This is a genomic window from Burkholderia sp. KL41, from assembly GCF_057005415.2.
The window spans coordinates 1,131,117-1,151,832 of sequence record NZ_CM174446.1 but is presented as its reverse complement, the minus strand read 5'-3'; the positions used below and the strand labels follow the sequence as shown (position 1 = coordinate 1,151,832).

18 protein-coding genes and 1 riboswitch are annotated in these 20,716 nt (G+C 69.2%); of the genes, 13 read left to right on the top strand and 5 right to left on the bottom strand.

The features are described from left to right. Positions 1 to 5: 5 nt before the first annotated feature. Both fdhF and PQB87_RS05470 read left to right on the top strand, forming a co-directional pair. On the top strand, positions 6 to 2,957 hold the full coding sequence (fdhF, locus tag PQB87_RS05475) for a formate dehydrogenase subunit alpha (protein WP_489242662.1): 2,952 nt from the start codon (positions 6 to 8) through the stop codon (positions 2,955 to 2,957). A gap of 7 nt (positions 2,958 to 2,964) precedes the next feature. Next, positions 2,965 to 3,216: a formate dehydrogenase subunit delta gene (locus PQB87_RS05470; RefSeq protein WP_059685558.1), complete on the top strand. Its 252-nt coding sequence runs from the start codon at positions 2,965 to 2,967 to the stop codon at positions 3,214 to 3,216. 8 nt (positions 3,217 to 3,224) lie between these two features. On the opposite strand, the gene PQB87_RS05465 is transcribed toward PQB87_RS05470, so the two are convergent. Further along, entirely contained in the window at positions 3,225 to 4,868 is a 1,644-nt protein-coding gene (locus PQB87_RS05465; protein ID WP_489242661.1) for an FAD-dependent monooxygenase, read from the bottom strand. Positions 4,869 to 4,998: 130 nt separating this feature from the next. On the opposite strand from PQB87_RS05465, the gene PQB87_RS05460 reads away from it, so the two are divergent. Beyond that, complete coding sequence (locus PQB87_RS05460) at positions 4,999 to 6,837, top strand: tetratricopeptide repeat protein (RefSeq protein WP_404824630.1); 1,839 nt, start codon at positions 4,999 to 5,001, stop codon at positions 6,835 to 6,837. A gap of 90 nt (positions 6,838 to 6,927) precedes the next feature. On the opposite strand, the gene PQB87_RS05455 is transcribed toward PQB87_RS05460, so the two are convergent. Continuing rightward, positions 6,928 to 8,223, bottom strand: a complete 1,296-nt coding sequence (locus PQB87_RS05455; protein ID WP_042973445.1) for an MFS transporter — start codon at positions 8,221 to 8,223, stop codon at positions 6,928 to 6,930. Between PQB87_RS05455 and PQB87_RS05450 the strand changes: the two genes are divergently transcribed. Together PQB87_RS05450 and PQB87_RS05445 are read left to right on the top strand one after the other, a co-directional pair. After that, a complete protein-coding gene (locus PQB87_RS05450) occupies positions 8,222 to 8,590 on the top strand; it encodes a hypothetical protein (protein WP_059685565.1) in 369 nt (122 codons plus the stop codon). The genes PQB87_RS05455 and PQB87_RS05450 overlap by 2 nt on opposite strands. Further along, complete coding sequence (locus PQB87_RS05445; protein ID WP_111940434.1) at positions 8,587 to 9,525, top strand: hypothetical protein; 939 nt, start codon at positions 8,587 to 8,589, stop codon at positions 9,523 to 9,525. The genes PQB87_RS05450 and PQB87_RS05445 overlap by 4 nt, the downstream gene beginning before the upstream one ends. A gap of 78 nt (positions 9,526 to 9,603) precedes the next feature. Here PQB87_RS05445 and PQB87_RS05440 read toward each other — a convergent pair whose 3' ends face one another. Both PQB87_RS05440 and PQB87_RS05435 read right to left on the bottom strand, forming a co-directional pair. Then, on the bottom strand, positions 9,604 to 10,296 hold the full coding sequence (locus PQB87_RS05440; RefSeq protein ID WP_111940432.1) for a DUF2968 domain-containing protein: 693 nt from the start codon (positions 10,294 to 10,296) through the stop codon (positions 9,604 to 9,606). A 115-nt stretch (positions 10,297 to 10,411) separates the two neighbouring features. Beyond that, the gene (locus tag PQB87_RS05435; protein WP_060060708.1) at positions 10,412 to 11,599 is read right to left on the bottom strand and encodes a gamma-glutamyl-gamma-aminobutyrate hydrolase family protein; all 1,188 of its coding nucleotides are present in this window, start codon (positions 11,597 to 11,599) and stop codon (positions 10,412 to 10,414) included. A gap of 279 nt (positions 11,600 to 11,878) precedes the next feature. Between PQB87_RS05435 and PQB87_RS05430 the strand changes: the two genes are divergently transcribed. From PQB87_RS05430 to PQB87_RS05395, 8 genes are all read left to right on the top strand, one after another. Continuing rightward, complete coding sequence (locus tag PQB87_RS05430; RefSeq protein WP_489242660.1) at positions 11,879 to 12,559, top strand: GntR family transcriptional regulator; 681 nt, start codon at positions 11,879 to 11,881, stop codon at positions 12,557 to 12,559. 6 nt (positions 12,560 to 12,565) lie between these two features. Then, positions 12,566 to 13,942, top strand: a complete 1,377-nt coding sequence (locus tag PQB87_RS05425; RefSeq protein ID WP_027788083.1) for an amidase — start codon at positions 12,566 to 12,568, stop codon at positions 13,940 to 13,942. Positions 13,943 to 14,082: 140 nt separating this feature from the next. Further along, the gene (locus tag PQB87_RS05420; protein WP_111940428.1) at positions 14,083 to 14,595 is read left to right on the top strand and encodes a disulfide bond formation protein B; all 513 of its coding nucleotides are present in this window, start codon (positions 14,083 to 14,085) and stop codon (positions 14,593 to 14,595) included. A gap of 638 nt (positions 14,596 to 15,233) precedes the next feature. Continuing rightward, positions 15,234 to 16,229 (top strand): xanthine dehydrogenase accessory protein XdhC, encoded by a 996-nt coding sequence (gene xdhC / locus PQB87_RS05415; RefSeq protein WP_489242659.1) that lies wholly within the window; start codon positions 15,234 to 15,236, stop codon positions 16,227 to 16,229. A gap of 18 nt (positions 16,230 to 16,247) precedes the next feature. After that, positions 16,248 to 17,273 (top strand): adenosine deaminase, encoded by a 1,026-nt coding sequence (locus tag PQB87_RS05410; protein WP_489242657.1) that lies wholly within the window; start codon positions 16,248 to 16,250, stop codon positions 17,271 to 17,273. A gap of 27 nt (positions 17,274 to 17,300) precedes the next feature. Next, a complete protein-coding gene (locus PQB87_RS05405; RefSeq protein ID WP_153487973.1) occupies positions 17,301 to 17,648 on the top strand; it encodes a hypothetical protein in 348 nt (115 codons plus the stop codon). Next, positions 17,645 to 18,961, top strand: a complete 1,317-nt coding sequence (gene guaD / locus PQB87_RS05400) for a guanine deaminase (RefSeq protein ID WP_111940422.1) — start codon at positions 17,645 to 17,647, stop codon at positions 18,959 to 18,961. Before PQB87_RS05405 ends, guaD begins: the two co-directional genes overlap by 4 nt. A 150-nt stretch (positions 18,962 to 19,111) precedes the next feature. Beyond that, positions 19,112 to 19,249: riboswitch (yybP-ykoY riboswitch) on the top strand. A gap of 78 nt (positions 19,250 to 19,327) precedes the next feature. Further along, on the top strand, positions 19,328 to 19,900 hold the full coding sequence (locus PQB87_RS05395; RefSeq protein WP_021163944.1) for a TMEM165/GDT1 family protein: 573 nt from the start codon (positions 19,328 to 19,330) through the stop codon (positions 19,898 to 19,900). Positions 19,901 to 19,954: 54 nt separating this feature from the next. Here PQB87_RS05395 and PQB87_RS05390 read toward each other — a convergent pair whose 3' ends face one another. Further along, positions 19,955 to 20,653 carry a DUF4136 domain-containing protein gene (locus PQB87_RS05390; RefSeq protein WP_059685575.1) on the bottom strand — a complete coding sequence of 233 codons (699 nt, stop codon included), beginning with the start codon at positions 20,651 to 20,653 and terminating at the stop codon, positions 19,955 to 19,957. Between the last annotated feature and the right edge of the window lie 63 nt (positions 20,654 to 20,716).

The window sequence follows — 20,716 nt, the reverse complement described above, 5'->3', positions numbered from 1 at the left end:
CCTGCATGTCCCTCGACACGAACAACGTCCGCCAAGGCGGCTGCGGCTCGGGCCAATGCGCGTGCAAGAGCGCCGCGCAAGCGCGTGCCCGCGACCCGTTCGACGATACCGACTACGGCACGCCGCAACGGCATGCCGATACCGACGTCACGCTCGAAATCGACGGCCAGTCGGTCACCGTGCCGGCCGGCACGTCGGTGATGCGCGCGGCGATCGAAGCCGGCGTCAACGTCCCGAAGCTCTGCGCGACCGATTCGCTCGAACCGTTCGGCTCGTGCCGGCTGTGCCTCGTCGAGATCGAAGGACGGCGCGGTTATCCCGCCTCGTGCACGACGCCTGCCGAAGCGGGCATGAAGGTGCGCACGCAGTCGGACCGGCTGCAGTCGCTGCGTCGCAACGTGATGGAGCTGTACATCTCCGACCATCCGCTCGACTGCCTCACCTGCCCCGCCAACGGCGACTGCGAGTTGCAGGACATGGCGGGCGTCGTCGGGCTGCGCGAGGTGCGCTACGGCTTCGACGGCGCGAATCACCTGAAAGACCGCAAGGACGAGTCGAACCCGTACTTCACGTACGACCCGTCGAAGTGCATCGTCTGCAACCGCTGCGTGCGCGCCTGCGAGGAAACGCAAGGCACGTTCGCGCTGACGATCGCCGCACGCGGCTTCGAATCGCGCGTCGCCGCGGGCGAAAGCGAATCGTTCATGGCGTCGGAATGCGTATCGTGCGGCGCATGCGTCGCCGCCTGCCCGACCGCCACGCTGCAGGAAAAATCGGTCGTGCAACTCGGGCAGGCGGAACACTCCGTCGTCACGACCTGCGCGTACTGCGGCGTCGGCTGCTCGTTCAAGGCCGAAATGAAGGGCACGCAGGTCGTGCGCATGACGCCGCACAAGAACGGCCTCGCGAACGAAGGCCATGCGTGCGTGAAGGGACGCTTCGCGTGGGGCTACGCGACGCACAAGGACCGCATCACGAAGCCGATGATCCGCGAGAAGATCACCGACCCGTGGCGCGAAGTCAGCTGGGACGAAGCGCTCACCTACGCGGCAACGCAATTCCGCAAGCTGCAGCAGAAGTACGGCCGCGACTCGATCGGCGGCATCACGTCGTCGCGCTGCACGAACGAGGAAACCTACCTCGTGCAGAAACTGGTGCGCGCCGCATTCGGCAACAATAACGTCGACACCTGCGCACGCGTGTGCCACTCGCCGACGGGCTACGGCCTCAAGACGACGCTCGGCGAATCGGCCGGCACGCAGACGTTCGCGTCGGTCGGCCAGGCCGACGTGATCGTCGTGATGGGCGCGAACCCGACCGACGGGCACCCGGTGTTCGGCTCGCGTCTGAAGCGGCGCGTGCGCGAAGGTGCGAAGCTGATCGTGATCGACCCGCGCCGCATCGACGTCGTCGACGGCCCGCACGTGAAGGCCACCCACCATCTGCAGCTGCGCCCCGGCACCAACGTCGCGATCGTCAACGCACTCGCGCATGTGATCGTCACCGAGGGGCTCGTCGCCGACGCGTTCGTCGCCGAGCGCTGCGAGACGCGCGCATTCGAGCAGTGGCGCGAATTCGTATCGCGTGCCGACAATTCGCCCGAGGCGACCGCCGACGTGACGGGCGTACCGGCGGCACAGGTCCGTGAAGCCGCGCGCCTCTACGCGACGGGCGGCAATGCCGCGATCTACTACGGGCTGGGCGTGACCGAGCACGCGCAGGGCTCGACGACGGTGATGGGCATCGCGAACCTCGCGATGGCGACCGGCAACGTCGGCCGCGAAGGCGTCGGCGTCAATCCGCTGCGCGGCCAGAACAACGTGCAGGGCTCGTGCGACATGGGTTCGTTCCCGCACGAGCTGCCCGGCTACCGGCATATCAGCGACACGATCGTGCGCACGCAGTTCGAACAGGCGTGGTCGGCCACGCTGCAACCCGAACCGGGGCTGCGCATCCCGAACATGTTCGACGCGGCGCTCGACGGCAGCTTCAAGGGGCTCTATTGCCAGGGCGAGGACATCGTCCAGTCGGACCCGAATACGCAGCACGTCGCGGCCGCACTGTCGGCCATGGAATGCATCGTCGTGCAGGACATCTTCCTGAACGAGACCGCGAAATACGCGCACGTGCTGCTGCCCGGCTCGTCGTTCCTCGAGAAGGACGGCACGTTCACGAACGCGGAACGCCGCATCTCGCGCGTGCGCAAGGTGATGCCGCCGCTCGCGGGCTACGCGGACTGGGAAGTCACCCTGATGCTGTCGCGCGCGCTCGGCTACGAGATGGACTATGCGCATCCGTCGGAAATCATGGACGAGATCGCGCGACTCACGCCGACGTTCTCGGGCGTGTCGTACGCGAAGCTCGACGCGCTCGGCAGCATCCAGTGGCCGTGCAACGAGCACGCACCGGAGGGCACGCCGACGATGCACATCGACGCATTCGTGCGCGGCAAGGGCAAGTTCGTGATCACGCAGTTCATCGCGTCGCCGGAGAAGGTCACGCAACGTTATCCGCTGATCCTGACGACGGGCCGCATCCTGTCGCAATACAACGTCGGCGCGCAGACGCGCCGCACCGAGAACGTCCGCTGGCACGAGGAGGATCGCCTCGAGATCCATCCGCACGACGCGCAGGATCGCGGGATCCGCAGCGGCGACTGGGTCGGCATCGAGTCGCGTGCGGGGCAGACGGTACTGCGCGCGCTCGTGACCGAACGCATGCAGCCGGGCGTCGTCTATACGACGTTCCACTTCCCCGAATCGGGTGCGAACGTGATCACGACGGACAGCTCGGACTGGGCGACGAACTGCCCCGAGTACAAGGTGACGGCCGTCCAGGTGCTGCCCGTCGCGCAGCCGTCCGACTGGCAGCAGGCCTACGCGCGCTTCAACGCGGAGCAGCTCGATCTGCTCGAGCGCCGTGCGGCCGCGACCGCCGGCGTGACCACGGGCAAGTGAGGAAGCGATGGACAACGGACACCTGATCGACATGGCCAACCAGATCGGCGCATTCTTCGAATCGATGCCCGATCGCGACGAAGCGCTGGCCGGCATCGCCGACCATATCCGGCGCTTCTGGGAGCCGCGGATGCGCCGCGCGCTGCTCGCGGCGCTCGACGATCCGTCAGGCGAGGCCGCGCAACGCGCGGCGCCGATCGTGCGCGATGCGATCGCCGCGCACCGCGCGTCTCTCGTGCCTGCCGCGGCAAAGGCCTGACCGCCCCGCTACGCGGGCCGCGACATGCCCGCGAACCAGCTTTCGCAGTGGCGCAGCAACGCATTCGCGTCGGTCGCCGTACGCCCGCGCGCGGCCACGTAACCGTCGGGCCGGAGCAGGTAAAACGACGGCCGCGAGCGGCCGTATTCCTGCGCAAGCCCGGCATCCCCGCCTTCGGCATCGGTGACGCGCCAGACGCGCACCGCGTCCGGCATGATCCGTTCGAGCCCCTGCGCGAGCACCTGCGCATCGGCCGGTATCGGCGGCAACGCGCCAGTGTCGGCATCCGGCGGCTCTTCCAGCAGCAGCAACGTGAAGCTCGCGGGATCGTGCAGGTCGTATAGCCGCGCCGTGCCGGGCGCCTGACCGAGCGGCCCGTCGACCACGCGCACGTACGCATCGGGTGCCCGCTCACCTGCGCGCGGCCCGCCGTCGAGCACGCGCTCCAGCGTGAGCGGGCTCTTCCGGTACTGCACGGCGAGTTCGCTGACCGTACGCCGCACCGCGTCGCGCATCGGCCCGAACGACGCCAGCAGCGGCACGACATGATCGCGCAGCAGCTTCATCGCGCCGCGCTCGGCTTCGACGACCTGCGTGACGAAACCGGTCTGCCGCAACACGTCGCGCTCGATCGGATGACGTTCCGCGTGATACGTGTCGAGAAGCCGCTCGGGCGTGCCCGCGCCGAGCACGCGCGCGAGCTTCCAGCCAAGATTGAACGCTTCCTGGATGCCGGTGTTCATGCCCTGCGCGCCGGCCGGGCTGTGAACGTGCGCGGCGTCGCCCGCGAAGAACACGCGGCCGTGACGCAGCCGGTCGACCATCCGGCTGTGCAGGTGAAAATAGGACGACCACACGAGATCGCTCGGCGAGATCGACGCACCGGCGCGGGCACGCACGATCGCGTCGCATTCCGCGAGCGACGGGACCGGCGCATCGGACGACGCGTCGCTGCCGGGCGGCCGGTCGGCCACGAGCCGGTAACGGCCGCCGCCCATCGGAAACAGGCCGGCCATGCCTTCGGGCGTCGCGAACAGGTGGATCTCTTCGTCCGGCCAGTCGGGTATCGCCGCGAAATCGGCGAGCAGGAACGTCTGCTCGAATGCCTGCCCGGTGAAGCCCAGGCCGAGCAGATGCCTGACCGTGCTGTGCGCGCCGTCGGCGGCGATCAGGTACGACGGCGCGAACGATTCGTCGCGACCGTCGGCGCAGCGGATCGACACGTCAAGCGACGCGCCGCCCGCATCGCATGCGGTCAGCGTCACGCCGCGCTCGACCGTCACGCCGAGCCGGGCCAGATGCTCGGCGAGCAGGCGCTCGGTGACGGTCTGGTCGAGAAACAGCAGGTACGGATAGCGCGTGTGCAGCGGATCGAAATCGAGCCGCGCGATCACGCGGCCGTCGGCATGCAGCGCGGCCGCATGCGCACGATGCCCGAGCGCGAGAAACGGTTCGACGGCGCGATGCTGCTCCAGCAGTTCGAGCGTGCGCGCCTGGATGCCGATCGCGCGCGAATGCGGCGCGGGCGCGGCAAGCCGATCGATGATGCGCACCGGCACGCGGGCTCGCGCGAGGCTCATCGCCGCGGCAAGGCCGGTCGGCCCCGCACCGACGATCAGCACGGGCCGGATATCGGGCAGTGTGTCAGCCATGAGAACCTCGATGACACGCGATCCTGCAAGTCTACGCCGCTCCACGTGACGGGGCCATATGCCGATCGGCCGACGCGCGGCACCGCCGCGCGGTGTGGGAAAATACGCCCTTTCCGTCAGTTTTCGCGTCATGGATACCGCATTCGACCGGGCGTATGCCGCACACCGCGCGGGCCGCCTCGCCGAGGCCGAGCACGGCTATCGCAACGCGCTCGCCTCCAATCCCGCCAACGCCGACGCGCTGCATCTGTTCGGCGTGCTGCGGCACCAGCAGGGCCAGCACGCCGAGGCGGCCGACCTCGTCGGCCGCGCCGTCGCGCTGCGTCCGGACGATGCCGCGCTGCAGCTCAATCTCGGCAACGCGCTGAAGGCGCTCGGCCGGCTCGACGAAGCGGTCGACCGCTTTCGCAACGCGCTGACGCTCGCGCCCGAATTTCCGCTCGCGCACTACAACCTCGGCAACGCGTATGCGGCGCTGCAGCGCCACGACGATGCGATCGACGCATTCGGCCGCGCGCTGCGGCTCACGCCCGACGATGCATCGATCCACAACAATCTCGGCAACGCGCTGAACGCACTCGGCCGCCACGACGACGCGCTCGCCGCGTTCCATCGCGCGCTCGAGTTGCGGCCGGGGCATGCGGGAGCGCACAACAACCTCGCGATGGCGCTGAACGCGATGGGCCGCGCCGACGACGCGATCGCGCACTTCCAGGCCGCGATCGCCGCGCAGCCGCGCTTCGTCGCCGCGCACTTCAATCTCGGCAACACGTTCGACGCGGTCGGCCGGCATGCCGAGGCCGCCGCCGCATTCGAAGCCGCGCTCGCGCTGCATCCGCCGTTCCCGCTCGCGCTGTTCGGGCTCGCGAACGCACTGAGCGCGCAGGCGCGCCACCGCGACGCGCTGCCCTTCTACGAGCGTGCGGTCGGTCTCGATCCGTCGTTCAGCCTGGCCTGGCTGAACCTCGGCAACGCACATCACGCGCTCGGTGCGCACGAGATGGCGCTGCGCGCGTTCGACCAGGCGCTGCGTGTCGCCCCCGATCTCACGCTGGCACGGCTGCACCGCGCGGTCACGCTGCTGACGCTCGGCGACTTCACGCGCGGCCTGCCCGCCTATGAAGCGCGCCACGACACGCCGGGCGCGACGCCGCTCGGCACGCTGCCGCGCTGGCAAGGCGAACCGATTGCCTCGCGCACGCTGCTGATCCGCGCGGAACAGGGCTTCGGCGACACGCTGCAGTTCGTCCGCTTCGTGCCGCTCGCTCGCGCGCGCTGCGCGCGCGTCGTGCTCGAAGTCCAGCCGGAACTCGTTACGCTGCTGGCGCCGGCGGCAGCGCGCTGGCGCGTGACCCTCGTCGCACAGGGCACCGCGAAACCGCCTGCCGCCGATGTCGCCTGCACGCTGATGAGCTTGCCGTTCCTGCTCGGGCTTCAGGCGGAGGACATCGTCGCGGGCTCGCGCTACCTCGACGCCCCCGACGGCGCCGGCCGGCGCTTTCGCGGCTCGCTCGGCGGGCAGTCGAAGCGCAAGTTCGGCCTTGCATGGTCGGGGCGCCGGCAGGCGCAGGAAAACCGCTCGATGCCGTTCGACGCGCTCGCGCCGCTGCTCGCGCTGCCGGATATCGACTGGATCGTGCTGCAACCCGCACTCGACGAGGACGAACGCGCACGCGTCGACGCGCATCCGCGCGTGCATCGGCTCGACGGCCGGTTGAACGACTTTGCCGACACGGCCGCGCTGATCGATCGGCTCGACGGCGTCGTCACGATCGATACCGCGGTCGCGCACCTCGCCGGCGCGCTCGGCAAGCCGCTGTGGGTCATGCTGCCGTTCGCGCCGGACTGGCGCTGGTTCACCGGCGACGACTGCCCGTGGTATCCGCAGGCCCGGCTCGCCCGCCAGCCCGCACCGGGGCAATGGCTCGACGTGGCGGCAGCAGTCGCCGGCATGCTGCGCGAAGCCTGAACGCGAACGAAAAAAGGGAGCGCCGTTCACCCGGGCTCCCTTTTTCCATGCGACGCGTGCGGCCGGCGCCGCGCGGCATGCGCTTGCCCGTCAGGCCGCCTTGTACTGGTTGCGAGCCTCGGGCGTGCGATACAGCACGAGTGTCGCGATCAGCCCGCAAATCGCGGCAACGCTCAGCCACAGCCCCGGCGCGGCCTTGTTCCCGGTCTGATGAATCAGCAGCGTCGAGATCGCGGGCGTGAAGCCGCCGATCGTCGTCGCCAGGCTGTATGCCAGCGAGAAACCGGCCGTGCGCACGTCGGCCGGCATCACTTCGGTCAGCGCGACGACCATTGCGCCGTTATACGACGCATACAGGAATGACAGCCACAGCTCGACCGCGAGCAGCCGCAGGAACGACGGATCGCCGACGAGCCACAGCACGGCCGGGTAAGCCGACAGCAGCGTCAGCACGGTAAACGCAATCAGCACCGGGCGGCGACCGATACGGTCGGACAACGCACCGGACAGCGGCAGCCACACGAGATTGGAAATCCCCACGCAGACGGTCACGACGAGCGCGTCGAGCGACGACAGGTGCAGCACCTCCTTGCCGAACGTCGGCGTATAGGCGGTGATCATGTAGAACGACACCGTCGTCATGATCACCATCCCCATGCCCGCCACCACGACGCCCCAGTTGTCGAGCATCGAACGCATGATCTCGCCCATCGTCGGACGATGACGCTTCGCGAGGAACTCGTCGGTCTCCTTCAGCGAACGCCGGATCAGGAACAGGAACGGCACGATCAGGCAGCCGATCAGGAACGGAATGCGCCAACCCCACGCGGTCATCTCCTCGGCCGGCAGCGCGCGGTTGAGCAGCACGCCGACGAGCGCGGCGAACACCACGGCCACCTGCTGGCTGCCCGACTGCCACGACGTATAGAACCCCTTGTGGCCCTTCGTCGCGATCTCCGACAGATAGACCGACACGCCGCCGAGTTCGACACCCGCCGAAAAGCCCTGCAGCAGCCGGCCGAGCAGCACGAGCACCGGCGCGAGCACGCCGATCGTCGCGTAGCCGGGTATCGCGGCCACCGTGAGCGTGCCGAGCGCCATCAGCCCGAGTGTCAGGATCAGCCCCTTGCGCCGGCCGTGGTGGTCGATGTACGCACCAAGCACGATCGCGCCGACCGGCCGCATCAGGAAGCCCGCGCCGAACACCGACAGCGACAGCATCAGCGACGCGAATGCGTTGCCGCTCGGGAAGTAGGTTTTCGCGATGGCCGACGCGTAATAGCCGTAGACCATGAAGTCGTACATTTCCAGGAAGTTGCCGCTGACGACCCGGAATACGGTGCGGAATTTCGATTCCTGCGTGATGGCGTGTGACGCTGTGGACATGTTTTTCTCGCTCAGCTCGGATGGCGCGAATCGGCGCCACATGGATCCGACGACGCACGCGGCGCCGGGCCGGGCCGGCGCGCACGGGCATCGCTGCCCGCCGGCGGCGCGCCGCGCGATGACGCACGCACCGGCATGGTTCGCGCATCATGCCACGCCAACCCGACATTTGCCTTGTGCCGCCGCGACCGTTGCCATTGCCGTCGCGGCACGCTTCTCGTACGAGTCGTCCCGAAACGGAAGCAAAAATCAGATTGTTCTGATCGACCTGCTCTCGCCGCCTGACCACAATGTCACGATTAGCGACGACATTTCCGCGCCGCGGCCGGCACGGTTGCCCGTGTCGCACGGCGTACTGCTCTCATGACCCCATCGCCCCTCGTCCCCGTCGAAGGCGCAATCGCCCGCCCTCGCGTCACGCCGCTCGATATCGTTCCGTCGTTCGGCCGCGAATGGACCTTTCGCGGCGCGCCCGGTGCGCGGCCCGGCAGGCACTGTCTCGCCACGCTGACGACATCCTGCATCGACGTCGACCGGCCGCACAGCGCGTGCCGCTGGCAGCCACGGCCCGTGGCGATATCGATGCCGGTTTCGGCTGGTGCGCCGGTCGTGCCGGCTGCCGTTGCCGGCACGCGCATCCGCCGCTCTCACGACCGGCGTGCGAGGTACGCGATCTGCTGGAGCGTCGGCGCGCTCGGCATCATCGGCTGGCTGATCGCCGCATATGAACCTCCTGCGGGATTCGGGCCCACATACGCGATTCACGCGGCCGGCAGCGTGCCGGATCACGCTACGTCGTCGTCCGGCACCGTGCGGGTTGCGACGGTGCAGTCGGATACGTCGACGAGCGCGCCACCGCAGCGCACGATGCCCGCGCCTGTCGCGACAACGGCCGAAGCGCCGCAGGTCATGCACCACGTCACGCTTCGTCCGGCATCGCTTCGTCCCGACGCAACGACCAACGTGCCGCACACGGCATCGCCACTCCGTTCGAACGACAAACGCAGCGCGACGGCGGCGGCACCGGCCCGGCCCGCAACCGCGTCGCGGCTGGCCGCGCGCCCACCGGGCCGGAGCAGCACGGTTGCCTCACGCGCACATGATCAGTTCGCCCCCGCGTCGCCCGCAATCGCCGAACCACGCGACACGCTCGACGATCCGCTTACGCGGATCGCGATGGCAGGCGCGCTGCGCGCTACCCAGCCCACCCGCGCAACGCGCACGCCCGCCGCCGGTTTCGACTGGACGGCACAACTGTCCCACCGCCGCCTGACCGATACGCCGGACGCGTTCGCGCGCTGACGGCCGCGCCATGAAAAAACCCGGCGAAGCAAGCTTCGCCGGGTTTTGCCCGTCTCTCTCCGTCCGTCTGACGAATCGTTACTTGTGTGCCGGCAGCCCCGTCTCGGTCTGCTTCTCGAGTTGCCGCACCTGCTCCTGCAGATCACGCAACTGCATCTGCGCGGCCCGCTTCTCGACCTGCAGCGCCTGTGCCTGCTCCTGCGCCGAACGCTGCCGTTGCGCGACTTCGGCCTGCTGGCTACGCGCAACGCTCAGGTCGGCCTGCAACTGCTGCGCCCGGTTCGCCTGCAGCGCGATCACGCGCTCGAGAAACGCTTTCTGCGCCTCCAGCTCGGTACGACGGATCTCGATATCGGCGAGTTGTACGGTCTGCTGAACGAAGTTCGCGTACACCATCTCCGCGCGGCTCTTCTCCTGCGACCGGATCACACGCCACAGGTGCTTGTCCTGGAACAGCGCGACGTAGTACGTCATCTCGCGCGGATCGAACATCAGGCTCGCACCGTAGCTGCCGTTGTACGTCGTGCGCATTTCGACGATCCGGCCATCGTGCAGCATCTGCGTCAGCTCGGCGACGTTGCCTTGCGCGGATACATCCGTCGCCACCGCGGCGGACGCCGCCGCGTCGCCGCGCAGGCTCGTGACCGCCGGGCGCGTACCGGCGGCCGGCGCGGTCGCGTCTGCGGACCAGGCCGTGCCCGCTTGCGTGCAGGCAGCCAGCGCAACGATCCACGTTGCGCATCGTGCAGGGGAAAAATTTCGGAAAACCAACGTCGAACTCCGGCGAACGAATCGGAACTCGCGATTATCGTTCAAAACGAAACGGCCGCATCTCGAATTTATCGGGATGCGGCCGGCCTTCGTACGACGCGAAAAAAGTGGCTGGCTACAGGCGGGTTTCGCGCGCCGCGCGCAGGAACGCATCGAGCAGCGGCGTGCAGTCGAGCAGCTCCGAGCCGCCGGCGCGATGGAACTCGGGGTGCCACTGCACGCCGACGACGAACGGCGAACGCCGATGACGAATGCCTTCGATGATCCCGTCGCCCGCCGACACGGCCTCGATGTTCAGATCGCGGCCGAGATCGCGGATCGCCTGATGGTGAATCGAGTTGACGATCGCCTCGCTGCGCCCGGGGAACATGCTCGCGAGCGTCGACGAATCGGGAAAGCGGATCGCGTGTCGATGCTGGTCGTAATGCTCGCTCACGTGCGCATTCGCGGTCGGCACGTCGGTGGCGATGTCCTGGTACAGCGAGCCGCCGAACGCGACGTTGATCAACTGGCAGCCGCGGCACACGCCGAGGACGGGTTTGCCGGATTCGACGAACTCGTGCAGCAGCTCGAGTTCGTACATGTCGCGCACGCGATCGCCCGGCCATTCGGGGCGGGCGTCGGACGCGGCGTAGGTTTGCGGCGATACGTCGGCGCCGCCCTGCAGCAGCAGCCCGTCGAGATGCTTCGCGTAGTCGCGCAGGCGGATGTTGCTCGGGTGAATCATGCCCTGGTGGCCGACGGTCGGAATCATGAACACGAGCACGTCGCGCGACATCACCCAGTGCGCGATCGATTCCTCGAGATACTGCAGCGTCTTGCCCCGCAGCCCCTTCGCACCCGGTTCCGGATGGAAGATCCGCGCCGACACGCCGATGCGCAGCGTGCGCTGCGTGATGCGCTGGCCGGCGCGGTCGAACAGCCGGCGCGCGCGCGCGGCCACGATCCGGCCGAACACCGACCACGGCGTGTCGCTCTGCTTCAGGTAGGCCGGCGGCGCATTCTGCGCGCTCGCCGGCGGCGGCCGCGGCGTGTCGAAGTCGGGCTGCGCGCCGAACCCCGGCGGCGGCGCGCCATGCTTCGGCGGCGCGGCAACAGCGCCGTCGACGGCGGCGCCCGTCGCACCGGGCGCACCCGGCTCGGACGCCGCCGTGACCGGCGACGCGCCGTCCGCGGCGACGTTCTGCGCGGCGGCCTGGGCTGCCGGCGCATCGGGCGCTTTCGCCGGATCGGTACGGGGGGAATCGGAAGAAACGGAGGAGGTGCCGGGCAGACCGGCCGGGGAAGGCGTGTTTTCGCTCATGACGATGGTCTGGTACGTCGCTCACGCGTATGGATAAACGAGGATTCATTATGCTTCAGCGCACGATCGCGCGGCAAACCTGCAACATCCTGTCGATATTGTTGCAAGTCGGCGGCAAACCGCGCCGGCAAGCGCCCCGTCCCCCGCGCCGGCAAGCCGGTGCACCGCCGCCGGTACTGGACACCAGTGATATATCACAATAATATCCAGGCATCGTCCACACTTCCCGATCGCCCGCGCCATGATCGCGCCCCGTCCGGCCGCCGCGCCCCGCCCCGCATGAATGCCCTGACCGACGTCACCCGCGACCGCCCCGCCGCACCGGTGGCCAGCCTCGCCGACCGCGCGTACGCACTGATCCAGCGCGACATCATCACGATGCGCCTGAAGCCCGGCTCCGCACTCAACGAAGCCGACCTCGTCGCCCGCACCGGGATCGGCCGCACGCCGGTGCACCAGGCCGTGCATCGGCTCGTGCTCGAAGGGCTGCTGTCCGTGATGCCGCGCAAGGGATTGATGGTGCAGCCGCTGTCGCTCGACGACATCGTCGCGGTGATCGACGTGCGGCGCATCAACGAAGCGCACTGTGCGGAACTCGCGGCGCGCCATGCGACGCCCGACGATCTCGCGCGCCTGGCCGCGCTGCTCGACGAAGGACAGGCGTGCGTCGACACGCACGACGTCGAGGGCATGATGGAACTCGACCGCGCGTTCCACCAGGCGATCGCCGCGGCCGCGCGCAATGCGGTTCTCGCCGACATCCTGCGCGCGCTGCACGAACGCTCGTTGCGCTTCTGGTTCGTCACGCTGTCCGAACCCCATCATCTCGCCGACGTCCAGCACGAACATCGCGAACTGTTCGACCGGCTGTCCGCGCGCGATGCCGCCGGCGCACGCGCGGCCGTCGAAAACCATATCGACTCGTTCCGCTCCACGCTTCTTCAACATCTTCGCCCCTGAGCCGCCATGACCACTTTCACGCCCTTTCCCCCGCTCGCCCAGCTCGCCGCCGACCTCGCCGCCGGCCGGACCACGAGCCGCGCGCTCGTCGACACCGCGCTCGACCGGATCGCCGATCCGTCGGGCCAGGGTGCGGTCGTCTTCACCGAAGTCGATGCCGACAACGCGCGTGCGGCCGCCGACGCGCACGACCGGCTGCGCGCCGCGGGCACCGTGCTGTCGCCGCTCGCGGGCATTCCCGTGTCGGTCAAGGACCTGTTCGACGTCGCGGGCCAGGTCACGCGCGCGGGTTCGCGCGTGCTCGACGGCGCGCCGGCCGCGCGCACCGATGCGGTCGCCGTCGCTCGGCTCAAGCGGGCGGGCGCGGTGCTGGTCGGCCGCACCAACATGAGCGAGTTCGCGTTCTCGGGGCTCGGGCTGAATCCGCACTTCGGCCACCCGCGCTCGCCGTACCACCGCGACGTGCCGGGCGACGCACGGATTTCCGGCGGCTCGTCGTCCGGCGCGGCCGCGTCCGTCGCCGACGGGATGGCCGCCGTCGCGCTCGGCACCGACACGGGCGGCTCGATCCGCATTCCGGCCGCACTGTGCGGGCTGACGGGATTCAAGCCGACCGCGAGCCGGATCCCGACACAAGGCGGCGTACCGCTGTCGACGACGCTCGACTCGTTCGGCCCGATCGGCCTGACGGTCGCCTGCTGCGCGCTCGTCGACCGGATGCTCGCGGGCCTCGAACCGCACGTGCCGGCCGCCCGGCCGCTCGAGGGCGTACGGCTCGGCGTGCTGACGAACTACGTGACGGACGGTGTCGATGCCGACGTCGCGGCCGCGCTCGACGCCGCGCTCAAGCATCTCGAAGCCGCCGGCGCGATCGTCACGGAAGTGCGCTTCCCGGCGCTCGACCGGCTGCCGGACGTCAACCGCTTTGGCTTCTCGCCGATCGAGGCCTACGCATGGCATCGCCCGCTGCTCGCACGGCACCGCGACCAGTACGATCCGCGCGTGCTCACACGCATCCTGAAGGGCGAACCCGCGAGCGCGGCCGACTATCTCGACCTGCTCGCCGCGCGCACCGCGATGCTCGACGAAGCCGCGCACACGGTCTGGGCGCGCTTCGATGCGCTCGTCGCGCCGACGGTGCCGGTCGTGCCGCCGCGCATCGCCGACCTCGAAACGGACGACGCCGCGTTCACGCGCACCAACGCGCTGATCCTGCGCAACCCGAGCGCGTTCAACTTCCTCGACGCGTGCGCGCTGTCGCTGCCGTGCCATCCGCGCGACGCGGCGCCGGTCGGCCTGATGCTCGCGGCCGCACCGCATCGCGACGACGCGCTGCTCGCGATCGGCCAGGCCGTCGAGGCCGTGCTCAATACGATCCGCTGAACGCAGCCAGCCGAGCGCCGGCGGACAGGACGCGCGGTGCGGCAGGTTGCCGCACGCGCGCTGTCAGTTTCGTGCCAGACCGTTCGCGCTAAAATCGCGCGATTGTTTTCCGGACCGACCCCACGAGGAACCCCGCCGACATGAACGACTACACGCTCGCAATCCGCCGCGAACGCCGCCTGCTGATGCTGCTCGGCTGGGTGTGCATCGCCCTGCTGGCCGGTGCGCTCTACCTGCAGTACGTGAAGAACGAAGATCCCTGCCCGCTGTGCATCATCCAGCGCTACTTCTTCTGTGCGATCGGGATCTTCGCGTTCCTGGCCGCCGGGATCCGCAACTGGCGCGTCATCTGGGTGCTCGAGCTGCTGATCGCGATCGCCGCCGCCGGCGGCGTCGGCACGGCCGCCCGGCATCTGTCGATCCAGATGAATCCGGGCTTCAGCTGCGGCTTCGACACGCTGCAGCCGATCGTCGACAGCCTGCCGCCCGCGCAGTGGTTCCCCGGCATGTTCAAGGTCGCCGGGCTGTGCGAGACCGTCTACCCGCCGATCTTCGGCATCCTGCTGCCCGGCTGGGCGCTGCTCGGCTTCGCCGCGATCCTGGTTGCCGTCGTCGCGAGCCTCTGGCGCCATCGCCGCAAGCTCGCGGCCTGACCGGCCGGTTTCGCACCGGCCCGCGCGCGGCCCGCTCACCCGGGCCGCACGCCGCCGGCCGGCAAGCCCGGCACCGGAGCATTCGCCGAACCGGCCCGGCCGGTCGCCCCTGACCGGCCGTACCCGGGCGGCCCCGCGTAAACACCTACCTCGCCGCCGCCCGGATAGCCGGGCGAACGCGCATCGCGCGACTTCCGCGCCCAGCCCCGCCACGCCTGCGTTTTGGCCCGATGTGCACGCATCGGCGCCCCGATCCCGAGCGGCGGGCCTATGATCGACATGATCGCCTCCTGATAGCCCGGATCAGCGCCCCGCGATGTTCCCGTCGCCGTGCGGTGCTATCTTCGGGACTGGATGGCGATCTACGTGCGCGAGGCCAGGCGGTCTCACCACCCCTGCGTAACGCGCGCCCGATCCGCAATGTCGACTGGATTCATCATGACAACGCAAACCATCCGCATCCGTCATCCTCATGGCGTCCGCGCATCCGGCGGTGCCGTCCGCGCGCACCGTCCCCGCGCCGCCGCACCGCATTCGCCGTGCGGCCGGCCCGCCCCGCTCCCGTCCGTCATCGTTGCCGCCACGCTCGCCAGCCCGCGCCGCGTGTCGTGCCGCGTCGTTTCGCACGGGGTGTGCTGATGGAAGCCTGGCTCGGCGATCTGCAGCAACTGCTCGCGCACGGCGAAGCGGCCGTGCTCGTGACGGTCGCGCACACCGACGGTTCCGCGCCGCGCGAAGCCGGCACCAAGATGCTCGTCACGCGCGACACGGCCCGCCATACGATCGGCGGCGGTCATCTGGAATGGAAGGCGATCGAGATCGCGCGGCATCTGCTGAAGGACGGCGCGCACGCGCGCCGGCTCGAACGGCTCGCGCTCGGCCCGAGCCTCGGCCAGTGCTGCGGCGGCGCCGTGGTGCTCGCGTTCGAGCGGCTCGACGTCGGCGATCTCGGCTGGATCATGTCGCTCGCGAAGCGTGTCGCGGCCGGCGCCGCGACCGTGCGTAGCGTATCATTCGGCCCCTCGCCGGGCGCGCCGCTGTTGAGCGAGCCCGAATCGGAAGCCGCGCGTGCCGACTGCCTGCTGTGGGAAACCGGCGGCGTGTCGCTGATGACCGAAACGATCGCGCCGTATGCGTTCCCCGTCGTGCTGTTCGGCGCCGGGCACATCGGCACCGCGCTCGTGAAGGTACTGGCGACGCTGCCGTGCCACGTGCGCTGGATCGACGGGCCCGATGCGGTGTTCCCGCCGGCCGACACGCTCGCCGGCATCGGCAACCTCGCGATCGAGGCGGCCGCTGCCCCGGCCGACACCGTCGACACGGCGCCGCCGCAGTCCTACTTCGTCGTGATGACGCACGACCACGCACTCGATTTCGTGCTGGCCGAGCGCATCCTGCGACGCGGCGACTATGCATACTTCGGGATGACCGGCTCGCACGCCAAGCGCGTGCAGTTCGATCATCGCCTCGCGGCGATCGGCATCGACCCGGCCCAGGTCGCGCGGATGCGCTGCCCGATCGGTGTCGAAGGCATCATCGACAAGGCACCCGAAGTGATCGCGATCTCGGTGGCTGCGCAATTGCTGCAGGCCGTCGAAGCGAACGCGGCCGCGCAGGCTTCCCCTACCTACTGACCGACCAAGAACGACGCCATGACCCCGACATTCAAGGACAAGATTGCCCGCGCGCCGAAAGCGGAGCTGCACATCCACATCGAAGGCTCGCTCGAACCCGAGCTGATCTTCGCGCTCGCGCAGCGCAACGACGTGAAACTCGCATACGACTCGATCGACGCGTTGCGCGCCGCCTACGCGTTCACCGACCTGCAGTCGTTCCTCGACATCTATTACGCCGGTGCGAGCGTGCTGCTGACCGAGCAGGATTTCTACGACATGACGGCCGCGTACTGCGAACGCGCGCTCGCCGACAACGTCGTCCACACCGAACTGTTCTTCGATCCGCAAACGCACACCGAACGCGGCGTGCCGATCGAGACGGTAGTCGCGGGCATCGAGCGCGCACTCGCCGATTACGAGCAGCGCGGGCTGTCGAGCAAGCTGATTCTGTGCTTCCTGCGCCACCTGTCCGAAGAGGACGCGCTCGCGACGTTCGAATCCGCGCTGCCGCTGTTCGAGCGCTATCGTCATCGCCTGATCGGCGTGGGCCTCGATTCGTCCGAACTCGGCCATCCGCCGACGAAGTTCGCGCGCGTGTTCGACAAGGCACGCGCGCTCGGGCTGAAGCTCGTCGCACATGCGGGCGAGGAAGGCCCGCCCGCATACATCTACGAGGCGCTCGACGTGCTGAAGGTCGACCGGATCGACCACGGCGTGCGCAGCATCGAGGACGCGGCCCTGGTCGAGCGTCTCGCCAGGACGCGCACGGCACTGACCGTCTGCCCGCTGTCGAACCTCAAGCTGTGCGTATTCGACGACATGGCGAAACACACGCTGAAGGCGCTGCTCGATCGCGGCGTCGCGGTGACGATCAACTCCGACGATCCGGCCTATTTCGGCGGCTACGTCAATGAAAACTACTTCGCGACGGCCGAAGGGCTGCAACTCACGGATGCCGAAGTCCATGCGGTGATCCGCAACGGCTTCGAGGCATCGTTCATCGATCCGGCGCAGCGCGACGCACTGTACGCGCGCCTCGACGCGTACTGGCAGGCCGCCTGACGGCCCGCATCGAGGAACCCCAGACAGATGAAACACGGCAACGGCATCCGCTTCGCAACCACCGGCCCGGCATCGCGCCGGAACGGTCGCGTGCGTGCCCGCGCGGCGAGCGCGCCATTCGTCGTCGCCCGCCCGTGCTTGCCGTCGCGGTTTGCCGCTGCGGTCGCCGCCGCACCGGTCGCGAACGCAGCGGCTGCGAGGCCCGCCGGCAACCACTCGCCGGCGGCTTCGGCCGCCACGTTCGCCCGCGCAATCGCCTCCGGTCGCGCCGCACGCAGCGTGCCGCTACCGCTCGCGAAGCGCCGTCCCGCCGCCCTCCGGCGTCGATCGCTTTCTTCTGTTCGCCTTACCTTGATGCAGGACCATTCGTCATGACGCAAACCGCTTTCCGTTCCCAGCTGCTGACTTTCAACGGCGACCCGGCGCAATCGAGCCAGGCCGCGAACTACGAGACCGACGGCCTCCTGATCGTCGACGACGGCAAAGTCGTCGCGGCCGGCCCGTACGCGCAGCTCGCCGCGACGCTCGCGCGCGACGCGATCGTCCATGACCTGCGCGACAAGCTGATCGTGCCCGGCTTCATCGACACGCACATCCACTATCCGCAGACGGACATGATCGCGTCGCCGGCACCGGGACTGCTGCCGTGGCTGGACAAGTACACGTTCCCGACCGAGCGCCAGTTCGGCGATCCCGAGCATGCGCGCGAGGTGGCCGACTTCTTCGTCGACGAACTGCTCGCCTGCGGCACGACGAGCGCGCTCGTCTACTGCACGGTGCACAAGCAGTCGGCCGATGCGCTGTTCGCGGCGAGCGACGCGCGCGACCTGCGGATGATCGCGGGCAAGGTGCTGATGGATCGCAACTGCCCCGAATTCCTGCGCGATACCGCGCAATCCGGTTACGACGACAGTGCCGAGCTGATCGGCCGCTGGCACGGCAAGGGCCGCCAGATGTACGCGCTCACGCCGCGTTTCGCGCCGACGTCGACCGAAGCGCAGCTCGAGGCGTGCGGCGAACTCGCGCGCCGCCATCCGGACGTGTTCGTACAGAGCCACGTCGCGGAGAACGTCGACGAGGTGAAATGGGTGGCCGAGCTGTTCCCCGGCCATCGCAGCTATCTCGACATCTACGACCGCTACGGGCTGCTGCGCCCGCGCGCGGTGTACGGCCACTGCATCCACCTCGACGACGAGGACCGCCGCCGGATGGCCGAGACGCGCACCGTCGTCGCGCACTGCCCGACGTCGAACTTCTTCCTCGGCAGCGGGCTGTTCGATTTCGACAAGGCCGGTGAATACGACGTGCCCGTCACGCTCGCGACCGACGTCGGCGGCGGCACGTCGTTCTCGATGCTGCAGACGATGAACGAAGCGCACAAGGTCGCGCGGCTGTCGGGCCACCACCTGACCGCGACCCGGATGTTCTGGCTCGCGACGGCCGGCGCCGCGCAGGCGCTCGACCTCGCCGACACGGTCGGCACGCTCAAGCCGCGCACGGAGGCCGACTTCGTCGTGCTCGATCCGCGGGCCACGCCGCTGCTCGCGCGCCGCACGAAGCGCGCGGATTCGCTCGAGGAACTGCTGTTCGCGTTCGCGCTGCTCGGCGACGACCGCGCGGTGTACCGCACCTATGCGGCCGGCAAACTCGTCCACGAGCGCGGGGCGGCGCGCCGCCCCGCCGCGTAACGGCGTTCCGGGGGGTGTCCCGGCAGGCGCGGGCGTTCGCCGCCGCGTCTGCCTGCCCGTCTGCCCGTCTGCCGTACAGCCGGAGCTTGCCGAGCACCAGGCGCCGCGCCGCTCGACCGCTTTCCCGCGCGCGACACGCCGTGCTAGAATTCGCCGCTCATTGGGGAGTAGCCGCTCCGCTCGATGTCCCGCGCCCCCGGCGCGCATCGTGACGGAGGCGTCCGTCAACAGACTTGGCCTTGCGGCCATGGCGGGCGCAGCCACCTAGGCCTGGCGAGACCGATGGTTCACAGTGCGCCGCATCAGGGCCCGGCGCGCCGTGGATCGTCGCTCGCACGCACAACACCGGCCCGTGGAACCCCATACGTGTCCCAAGCCTTCCTGATCTCCACCGGCGCCGTCGCCCTCGCTGAAATCGGCGACAAGACCCAATTGCTTTCCCTCGTCCTGGCCGCGCGCTATCGCAAGCCGGTGCCGATCATTCTCGGCGTGCTCGTCGCGACGCTCGTGAACCACGGTTTCGCCGGCGCGCTCGGCGAATGGCTCGGCGCGCTGGTCACGCCGTCGATCATGCGCTGGGCGCTCGCGTTCTCGTTCATCGCGATGGGGTTGTGGATCCTCGTGCCGGACAAGCTCGACGCCGACGAGGCCAATGCCAACCGTTCGCGGCTCGGCGTGTTCGGCGCGACCCTCGTCGCGTTCTTCCTCGCGGAAATGGGCGACAAGACGCAGATCGCGACCGTCGCGCTGGCCGCGCGCTTCCAGGACTACATCGGTGTCGTGGCCGGCACGACGTTCGGGATGATGCTCGCGAACGTGCCCGCGATCCTGCTCGGCGACCGCTTCGCGCACCGCCTCCCGACGAAGCTGGTGCACGGCATCGCGGCCGTGCTGTTCGTCGTGCTCGGCGCGCTGGCGCTGCTGGGCGTCGGGGTCTGACGGGGAAGAAAACGGCAGGCGCGGCCGGACGGCCGCGCCGAGGCTGATGCCGCGTTACTTGGCGGCGGCGCCCGAAGCGGGCGCAGCCGGCACCGCGCGCTCGTTGGCGGCCGGTGCCGCCGGGCCGCCGCGCTTGTCGACCGGCAGCCGGACCGAGCGAACCGCGCCGTTCGACAGCGGGAAATCGGCGAGCGCGCTGCGCGCGAGGAACGGCATCGCGTACAGCAGCGTGCCGTTGTCGCCGGTCGTGCGCGCGGACACGTTGTAAACCTCCTTGCCCGTCGCGCGCTCGGTGATGCGGATGCCGAGCGTGTAGTCGAACACCTGGTACGTCTGCGCGACATAACCGGCCGGCATCGGCCCCCAGGGCCCCCACGGGCCCCACGGCCCGCGCCGCCAGTACGGCCCCGGCCCGACGAACCACGGATCGTAATAGACGGGCTGCGGCACCGTCACGAGATCGCTGCCGACCGCATAGGTCAGCCCGACGAGATACCGCGCCTGCGCCTGCGGCACCTGCCGGAACGCATACGTGGACAGCTCGTTCGCGACGATCGGCTCGTAAGTCGACTGCTCGATGCTGTTCTTCTGCGCATCGGTGCGGGTGAACGCATAGGTGCGTGTCGCGTCGCTGCCGCTCCAGTCGGAGAAGGCCGTGACCTGGGTCGTCACGTAGCTGGTGCAGCCGGTCAGCAGCGCCACGCACAGCACCGCCGCCCAGCCCGCACCGCGTTGAATCCATTCGCGTTTCATGTTGATCCTCTTCGATCCGTCACCCGTTCGTCGCACCGCGCGAACCGTAACGGGATGCCGATA